Source organism: Ruegeria sp. HKCCA0370 (genome assembly GCF_013033705.1).
Classification (GTDB): Bacteria; Pseudomonadota; Alphaproteobacteria; order Rhodobacterales; family Rhodobacteraceae; genus Ruegeria.
The window spans coordinates 335,866-344,475 of sequence record NZ_WQEP01000002.1 but is presented as its reverse complement, the minus strand read 5'-3'; the positions used below and the strand labels follow the sequence as shown (position 1 = coordinate 344,475).

Annotated in this window: 9 protein-coding genes; 4 read left to right on the top strand and 5 right to left on the bottom strand. The window is 56.9% G+C overall.

Features of this window, described 5'->3' with window-relative positions; all coding sequences use genetic code 11:
• Positions 1–38 precede the first annotated feature (38 nt).
• The 4 genes from GOW31_RS08015 to GOW31_RS08000 all read right to left on the bottom strand — a co-directional run bounded on the left by GOW31_RS08015 (position 39) and on the right by GOW31_RS08000 (position 2,420).
• Positions 39–611: a cob(I)yrinic acid a,c-diamide adenosyltransferase gene (locus tag GOW31_RS08015; protein WP_152457109.1), complete on the bottom strand. Its 573-nt coding sequence runs from the start codon at positions 609–611 to the stop codon at positions 39–41.
• Positions 612–815 carry a twin transmembrane helix small protein gene (locus GOW31_RS08010; protein ID WP_152457110.1) on the bottom strand — a complete coding sequence of 68 codons (204 nt, stop codon included), beginning with the start codon at positions 813–815 and terminating at the stop codon, positions 612–614.
• A gap of 78 nt (positions 816–893) precedes the next feature.
• Complete coding sequence (locus tag GOW31_RS08005; RefSeq protein WP_171169137.1) at positions 894–1,721, bottom strand: SDR family NAD(P)-dependent oxidoreductase; 828 nt, start codon at positions 1,719–1,721, stop codon at positions 894–896.
• Between the two features lie 69 nt (positions 1,722–1,790).
• Complete coding sequence (locus GOW31_RS08000; protein ID WP_253282630.1) at positions 1,791–2,420, bottom strand: SH3 domain-containing protein; 630 nt, start codon at positions 2,418–2,420, stop codon at positions 1,791–1,793.
• 203 nt (positions 2,421–2,623) lie between these two features.
• Between GOW31_RS08000 and parC the strand changes: the two genes are divergently transcribed.
• From parC to tuf, 3 genes are all read left to right on the top strand, one after another.
• Positions 2,624–4,972, top strand: a complete 2,349-nt coding sequence (parC, locus tag GOW31_RS07995; protein ID WP_171169135.1) for a DNA topoisomerase IV subunit A — start codon at positions 2,624–2,626, stop codon at positions 4,970–4,972.
• 96 nt (positions 4,973–5,068) lie between these two features.
• Positions 5,069–5,659, top strand: a complete 591-nt coding sequence (locus GOW31_RS07990; RefSeq protein ID WP_171169133.1) for a hypothetical protein — start codon at positions 5,069–5,071, stop codon at positions 5,657–5,659.
• Positions 5,660–5,774: 115 nt separating this feature from the next.
• Positions 5,775–6,950, top strand: a complete 1,176-nt coding sequence (tuf, locus tag GOW31_RS07985) for an elongation factor Tu (RefSeq protein ID WP_152457114.1) — start codon at positions 5,775–5,777, stop codon at positions 6,948–6,950.
• A 121-nt stretch (positions 6,951–7,071) separates the two neighbouring features.
• On the opposite strand, the gene GOW31_RS07980 is transcribed toward tuf, so the two are convergent.
• Positions 7,072–7,881 (bottom strand): hypothetical protein, encoded by an 810-nt coding sequence (locus GOW31_RS07980; protein WP_171169131.1) that lies wholly within the window; start codon positions 7,879–7,881, stop codon positions 7,072–7,074.
• Between the two features lie 409 nt (positions 7,882–8,290).
• Here GOW31_RS07980 and rpsJ point away from each other — a divergent pair, with 409 nt between their 5' ends.
• A complete protein-coding gene (gene rpsJ / locus GOW31_RS07975; protein ID WP_008756422.1) occupies positions 8,291–8,605 on the top strand; it encodes a 30S ribosomal protein S10 in 315 nt (104 codons plus the stop codon).
• The last annotated feature ends 5 nt before the right edge of the window (positions 8,606–8,610 follow it).

Genomic DNA, 8,610 nt, shown 5'->3' with positions numbered 1-8,610 from the left:
AGGCGAAAGAATATTACCCGCGACTCTGTATTTCGCGATCAGCGGTTCGCGCCCGGAACCCACAACACGTCGTCTTTGCCGTTTGCGTTTGCGCAGCGTGCTGCAACAAAGAACCAATCGCTGAGACGGTTGAGGTATTTGACCGCCACGTCGTTGACGGGCTCCATATTCGTCAGCTCGACCGCAAGCCGTTCCGCCCGACGCGAAACGGTCCGGCAAACGTGCAGATGAGCTGCCAAACGCGAGCCACCGGGCAGGATGAAGCTGCGCAGAGGTTCCAGCGTCTCGTTCATTGCGTCGATCTCGGCTTCCAGTCGGTCGATCTGGGCAGGCACGATGCGTAGGGGGGGATAATCGGCCTCGGCGTCTTTTTCCATGTCGGGGCGACAGAAGTCGGCACCCAGATCGAACAGGTCATTTTGAATGCGCGACAGCGCGGTTTCGACATCACCTTCGGCCTCGGTCCGTGCCACGCCGACAAAAGCGTTCAGTTCGTCCACGGTGCCATAGGCTGCGACGCGGCCCGAATATTTTGCCACGCGCTCTCCGTTGCCTAGGGCGGTTTTCCCGTCATCGCCAGTGCGTGTGTAGATTTTGTTGAGTACGACCATTTATTGAACTCCCTGTCCGCGCAGATACACGAAAAGCACGATCAGCAACACGGCGATGAACTGAAATAGAATGCGCAGGCGCATCATCTTGTTGCTTTTCTTGGCCGCTTCCATGCCGCCTTTGCCAAAATTCGCGATGCCTAAGGCCAGCACTACGACAACTGCCGCCATAGCCAGAAGCAGAATGACCATCACAAGGTCCATTTGAAGTCACCGTCCGGTTTTTTTCGATTACCACCCATCTAGCGTCAGGGCGTCGAAAAGCGAACGGGAAATATCGTCTCAGATATCCGAAAGGATTCGATCAGAGGCGTTTGTAGGCAGAATGCGGCGCAGTATCCCGGCGATATATGTCGGAGTGGTCACATAGTAACGTGGTTTGGGGCGTCGGGCCTCGGCCGCATGGGCCAGCTTGTCCGTGACGGCAGAGGCGGGCAGTTCAAATCGGTCTGGCCCACTGCTTTCATAAAGGCGCTTCAGTAACGAGTCTTCGTACTTCTCCCGAATGGCCGAGTTTTCCCAGTCGATATATTTCTCGAACAATGGGATCGCCTTTTCCCGGAGTTTAGAGGTGATGGGGCCGGGCTCGATCAGGACGACGTGGATGTCGGTATCCCGAAGTTCCAGCCGCAGCGTGTCGGTCAGCCCTTCGATCGCGTATTTTGTGGCGACATACGCGCCGCGCCACGGGAAGGCGACAAGCCCCAGAACCGAGGAACACTGCACAATCCGGCCATGACCCTGTTCCCGCATGACGGGAATGACCTGTCGGGTCAGCTCGTGCCAACCAAAGACATTGGTCTCAAATATATGGCGCAGGCCATCCGTAGGAACATCCTCAACCGCGCCGGGCAAGCCATGTGCGCCATTGTTGAAAAGGGCATCCAGCGAGCCGCCTGTAGCCTCGAGAACGTGGGACAAACCCGATGTAATGCTGTCTGCATCAGTGTAGTCGATTCTGGGGCTTTCAAAGCCTTGTGCGCGTAGGCGATCACAGTCGCGTTGCTGGCGGCAGGATGCAAAAACGCGCCAGCCTCTTGCACGCATACCGTGTGCCGCGTCCAGACCGATGCCTGAAGAGCATCCCGTGATAAGAATCGATTTCTGCATATGCCTTCCGAGCCTGATCCCCGCCCATAGCTATGGCGGGGTTTGCGGCAGGGCAATGACACTTCGATGTCAGTTCGTTGTTTTCCGGACGAGTGATGCCGAAATCCACCCAACCTGTTGCCCCGGCAACACGCGCAGGCGCAACCAGCCGGTACCTGAATCCCCGAATACCTCAACCTGCTGGCCGATCCTGGCTTTGCCGATGATCGGATAGATCGTCCCCGGCCCATCACGCAGGTTCACGCGGGTTCCCGAAATTTCACGGATATCCTTGGCGGCTTCAACAGGGGCGGGCAGTTCAACCGTTGGAAGCTCGGCGTCGGTGGTGACTTGTTCGAGGGAGGCCAGACCCTGTTCCAGCGACGCAAGGGTCAGAGTGACGTTTTCGTCAGCGAACAGTGAGGGGTTTGCCTTCAGGCCAGCTGCGACTTGCGACAACAGCGCCTTGGTTTCTGCTTCGTCCAGCTCGGCCACGGGTTCAGTGACCGGTGCGACCGGCGCCGGAGGCTTTACCGCAGCACGCGCGACCAAAGTTTCGGCGGGCGCGGATTCGATAGCCGGCCTTGAAGGTTTCGGGGCAATGGCAACACGCTCCGGCTCCGCTGTGCGGACTCCGCGCGGCTCAAAGTCAGGACCTCCGCTCATCACGTAAAATGTCCAGCCGAGTGCGGCGAAAGTAACAAGTACAAGGCGCGTCATGGCGCATCCCCCGATTCAATCGTAACAACAAAATAGGCAGCAATCATTCAATTGTTGGAATGGTAGCATAATAGAAGGGCAGAGTCGAAAATTCGGGGAAAACACCGACTTGCCTCCCCCTGTTGCAAAAAGCCCGACTTGTCCCCAGTAAAATACGCGTTGCTTGCTTTACCAAGGCGTTCTTGCGTCGTATCACATCATATATGAACGATACGATCGACGACCCCAACATGGAGGCCCCCGACCACGGGGGTGAGGTTGCAGAACCGCTGCGCCGCGCGATAGGCGAGCGTTACCTGACCTATGCGCTGTCCACCATCATGCACCGCGCCCTGCCGGACGCGCGGGACGGATTGAAGCCGGTGCACCGGCGAATCCTCTATGCGATGAGAGAGCTGCGACTCAGCGCAACCGGAGGTTTTCGCAAATCCGCCAAGATTTCCGGCGACGTGATGGGCAATTACCACCCGCATGGCGACGCCGCGATTTACGACGCAATGGCGCGCCTGGCGCAGGACTTCAACGTGCGTTACCCGCTGGTCGACGGGCAGGGGAATTTCGGGAATATCGACGGCGACAATCCGGCGGCCTCGCGATATACCGAGGCGCGGATGACCATCGTGGCCGAGGCGCTGCTGGAAGGTCTGAACGAAGACGCCGTGGATTTCCGCGACAACTATGATGGCACGCTGACTGAACCGGTGGTGCTGCCTGCGCAGTTTCCGAATCTTTTGGCCAACGGCGCCAGCGGTATCGCCGTCGGCATGGCCACGAACATCCCGCCGCACAACATCTCGGAGCTTTGTGACGCCTGCCTGCACCTGATCAAAACACCGGACGCGCGGGACGACACGTTGCTGAAATATGTCCCCGGCCCGGATTTTCCGACCGGTGGCGTGATCGTCGAACCGCCCGAGAACATCGCGCAGGCTTATCGCACCGGGCGCGGCTCGTTCCGGCTGCGCTGCAAGTTCGAGGTCGAGGATCTGGGGCGCGGCCAGTGGCAGATCGTGGTCACCGAGATTCCCTATCAGGTTCAGAAATCCAAGCTGATCGAAAAGATCGCGGAACTGATCCAGACCAAGAAAATCCCGATCCTCGCAGATGTGCGCGACGAATCCGCCGACGATATCCGTCTGATCCTTGAACCGCGTTCGAAAAACGTGGACCCCGAGGTGCTGATGGGCATGTTATACCGCAACTCGGACCTCGAGGTGCGGTTCAGCCTGAACATGAACGTATTGATCGATGGGGTGACACCCAAGGTCTGTTCGATGAAGGAAGTGTTGCGCGCCTTCCTCGATCACCGGCAAGAGGTGCTGCTGCGCCGCTCGCGTCACCGCATGGCCAAGATCGACCACCGGTTGGAAGTGCTCGAAGGCTTTATCGTCGCCTTCCTGAACCTCGACCGTGTAATCGACATCATCCGCTATGACGACGACCCCAAGGCCGCGCTGATGCGCGAGGACTGGGGCATCGATCACGTCCGTGCCACCGACGAGTCTGATTACGTCACGCCCAAGCCGGGTGAAGGCGAACTGTCCGAGGTTCAGGTCGACGCGATCCTCAACATGCGCCTGCGCAGCTTGCGCCGTCTGGAAGAGATGGAATTGGTCCGCGAACGTGACGAGTTGATGCTGGAACGCGCCAATCTCGAAGACCTGCTGGCCGATCCCGCCCTGCAATGGGCCAAGATTGCCGAGCAGCTGAAAGAGACCAAGAAGACCTTTGGCAAAGACTACGAAGGCGGCGCGCGTCGCACGCAGTTCGCCGAGGCCGGACAGGTCGAAGAAGTGCCACTTGAGGCGATGATCGACAGGGAGCCGATCACGGTCGTCTGCTCACAGATGGGCTGGATTCGCGCCATGACCGGCCATATCGACCTGAAGCGTGAGTTGAAGTTCAAGGACGGCGACGGCCCGCGTTTCATCTTCCACGCGGAAACGACCGACCGGTTGCTGGTCTTTGCCTCGAATGGCCGATTCTATACCGTCAGCGCAGCCAACCTGCCCGGCGGGCGCGGCATGGGCGAGCCCTTACGCCTGATGGTCGATCTGCCGAACGAGGCGCAGATCATCGACATTCTGATCCACAAGCCAGGACGCAAGCTGCTGGTGGCCTCGGACGCGGGCAACGGCTTTATGGTGCCGGAAGATGACGTGCTGGCGCAGACGCGCAACGGCAAACAGGTGCTGAACGTCAAGGGTGACGAGACCGCGATGATCTGCAAGCCGGTCGCGGGCGACCACGTCGCCGTGGTGTCGCAAAACGGCAAGTTCCTGGTTTTCCCAACCCAGGAACTGCCCGAGATGACGCGCGGAAAAGGCGTGCGTTTGCAAAAGTACAATATGGCACGCGGCCGGCAGGGAACGCTCGAGCTGGATGGCGGATTGTCGGATGTAACGACCTTCAACTGGGAAGAAGGCCTGAAATGGTCCATGGGCGGCGACAAGACCCGACATGAGGCGGATATGACGCAATGGCTGGCAAAACGGGCCAGTGTCGGGAAAAAACCGCCCTATGGCTTCCCGCGCGACTATAAGTTTTCGTGATCGCGCTGCTGCGCGGGTGAATTTCCGCCGATACGGCTTGGCACAACCCGTATCGGTGCGCTAGATCAACAAAAAACAGGCCTATCGAGACGAGACATGTTGCGCATTCTGACGCTGATCACCGGACTGGCCCTGATGGCCGCTTGCACACAGACACAGGTGTATGAGCCGCCTGAATCCCTAGGAGAATTCAAGCTTCGTGTGAATTATGCCTTTGCAGACAAGGCCGTTCAGGGACCTGTATCGCGGGACGCCACACCTGACGAATGGACGAAGGCGATCCAGAACGCGGTTGATATTCGTTTAGGGCGTTACGAAGGCACACAGGAATATGACCTTGGCATCAGCCTTGAGGGTTACATGCTGGCCCCGCCGGGGATCCCTGTGATCTACAACCCTAAAAGCACTGCGATTGTGTTGGTCAACGTCTATGACGTGAAGAAAAAAGAGTTTCTGGCCAAGGGTAAGCAATTCCAAGTGCTGGAAGACACCACCGGCGGAAGTGCCCTCAAAGGATCGGGGCATGAGCGCACAAAAGAAGAACAGATGAGCGGTCTGGCCCTCAAAATTGCCGACCGGGTCGAGGAATGGCTGGCTGAAGAGCACAAAGAAAATGGATGGTTCGACCGGCGGCCGGACCTGATCCAGCCTCTGGAATCTGTCGAGGTCACGCAAAATCCAACGTGATCGGCGCATTTCCCTTAGGATGTGCTTGATTTTCCCCTTTGAACCAAATATCCCGCGCGCGCAGATGTAACCACGGGACCAAGGGTCCCCCAAATTGCAAAAGGGCGCCTGAGGAATGGCAAAGGAAAAGTTTGAGCGTACAAAACCGCACGTCAACATCGGCACGATTGGCCACGTTGACCACGGCAAGACCACGCTGACCGCAGCAATCACCAAGTATTTCGGTGACTTCAAAGCGTATGACCAGATTGACGGTGCGCCGGAAGAGAAAGCGCGCGGCATCACCATCTCGACCGCCCACGTGGAATACGAGACCGACAACCGCCACTATGCGCATGTTGACTGCCCCGGCCACGCTGACTACGTCAAGAACATGATCACCGGTGCGGCCCAGATGGACGGCGCGATCCTGGTTGTGAACGCCGCTGACGGCCCGATGCCGCAGACGCGTGAGCACATCCTGCTGGGCCGCCAGGTTGGCATCCCGAAGATGGTCGTGTTCCTGAACAAAGTTGACCAGGTTGACGACGAAGAGCTGCTGGAACTGGTTGAGATGGAAGTTCGCGAACTGCTGTCCAGCTACGACTACCCCGGCGACGATATCCCGATCATCGCAGGTTCGGCTCTGGCGGCGATGGAAGGCAACAACCCGGAAATCGGCGAGAACAAGATCCGCGAACTGATGGCGGCTGTTGATGAATATATCGACACCCCCGAGCGTGCGGTTGACCAGCCGTTCCTGATGCCGATCGAAGACGTGTTCTCGATCTCGGGCCGTGGTACCGTTGTTACGGGCCGTGTCGAGCGTGGCGTGATTAACGTTGGCGACGAGATCGAAATCGTCGGCATCCGCGACACCACCAAGACCACCTGCACCGGCGTTGAAATGTTCCGCAAGCTGCTGGACCGCGGCGAAGCGGGCGACAACATCGGCGCGCTGCTGCGTGGTGTTGACCGTGACGGCGTTGAGCGTGGCCAGGTTCTGTGTAAGCCGGGCTCGGTGACCCCGCACACCAAGTTCGAAGCCGAAGCCTATATCCTGACCAAGGAAGAAGGCGGCCGTCACACTCCGTTCTTCGCGAACTACCGTCCGCAGTTCTACTTCCGTACGACGGACGTGACCGGCACCGTGACCCTGGCCGAAGGCACCGAGATGGTCATGCCCGGCGACAACGTGTCGTTCGGCGTTGAGCTGATCGCGCCCATCGCGATGGAAAACGGCCTGCGTTTCGCGATCCGCGAAGGCGGCCGCACCGTCGGCGCCGGCGTTGTTTCCAAAATTATTGAATAATTTTGGAAAGCGGTGGGCGGCAGTTGCTCTGAAAGAGCAATGAGAGCCCACTCGGTTGAACTAAAGAAGGCCGTCCCACACCGGGGCGGCCTTTCTTGTGATTTGGGCTGTGTTAAAGAACTCAGGATAGTCTCACGAAAGTCGACCTGAAAATCGCAACTTGCCCCTCCAATATGTCTAGTTGGGGCAAAACAAGTTTATAAAACGGGCTTTCGGTGCTTGCTACGCGACTGCCAAGATTCTTCGAAACAAAGTCAATTGCAAATAGTGTGTCGGACAACCTTCCTCCGTACACGGGTTCATGATGTGCTAAACGATTGCGGGTTTGGTAGATAACTTCGAGTTCTTTCGCAATCAAAGCGCGACTCAAATTCTTATTTGGAAAAACTCGCTTAAGGCCTCTTCGCCAAAGAGTGTCCTCGTAGTTTTCTGAGAACAGACGTTTCCAAAAATGCATAGTTAGCTGTGCTATGATTTCGCCTTCTGATACGGCTATCGTTGATTGTCGCTTTTCTGCAACTTTCCTGTGTTTGATCCCTTGAGGTCTGCCGTTTGGAAATGCTGCTGAGTCCAGTGCAGTCTTTTCTGGGCCGCTAAGCTTTGAGTACTTTGCCCTTTGAGCGTTTTTTGCAGCCTTTTTGATGGATGATTTTTCTATGGCTGACCAGTTAAGGGATGTCGGAGGGTTCGTGAGCCAATCCGTTACCTGAAAGGCATCGTTTAACGTGTTGCAGGCTGAATTTCGAACTGCGACCTCAATTAATCCGGTTACGGCCATGATCGACACACCTAGATTCATTGTCGCTTGATGTAGTTCAATTGCGTCTTCAGGTGTTTTCTGCCTTGTCAGCGCTTGGAAAGTCCCCAGCCTCGGGGCTGAAAGAAAATCCGAAATTTCGCTTGTATCCGATTGGGATAGAAACCTTGACATTGGTAATTCCCTTTACTACATAAAGTCTTGAAACGTCGGGATACATGGTCGGCAGCGCGACTTTCGTGACGGACCCCCGACGCTATAATGAAAGGCCGCTCGAGTGAGCGGCCTTTTTCGTTGGATAAACCTTTCAGAAAGCCGTCTTCACACCAAAATACCGTGCTTTCTAAGGAGTTCAATCTAAAGTTGATTTATTCGAGCGATAGGTTCCACTACTTTCCTGTTGGGAAATCGGATGGTTGATGGTCTTTACCCCCTTGCCAAACCCCACCAACCCCACTATCACGCGCGAGTTCTCACTAAGAACATCAAGGCGGGGTGATTCCCGCCTTTTGGGTTCGATGAGGGTTGGCGATGCGCGTCTGTCCTCCTCTCAACCCCAACGCCTGAATAAAAGGCTGTAAATATGCAAAGCCAAAACATCCGTATTCGGCTGAAGGCATTTGACTATCGCGTTCTGGATGCCAGCACGCAAGAGATCGTCAACACTGCCAAGCGGACCGGCGCGAACGTGCGCGGCCCGATCCCGCTGCCGAACAAGATCGAGAAGTTCACGGTTCTCCGTGGCCCTCACGTTGACAAGAAATCCCGCGACCAGTTCGAGATCCGCACGCACAAGCGTCTTCTCGACATCGTTGATCCGACCCCCCAGACCGTTGACGCGCTGATGAAGCTCGACCTCGCTGCTGGTGTGGACGTCGAGATCAAGTTGCAGTCGTAATCGGA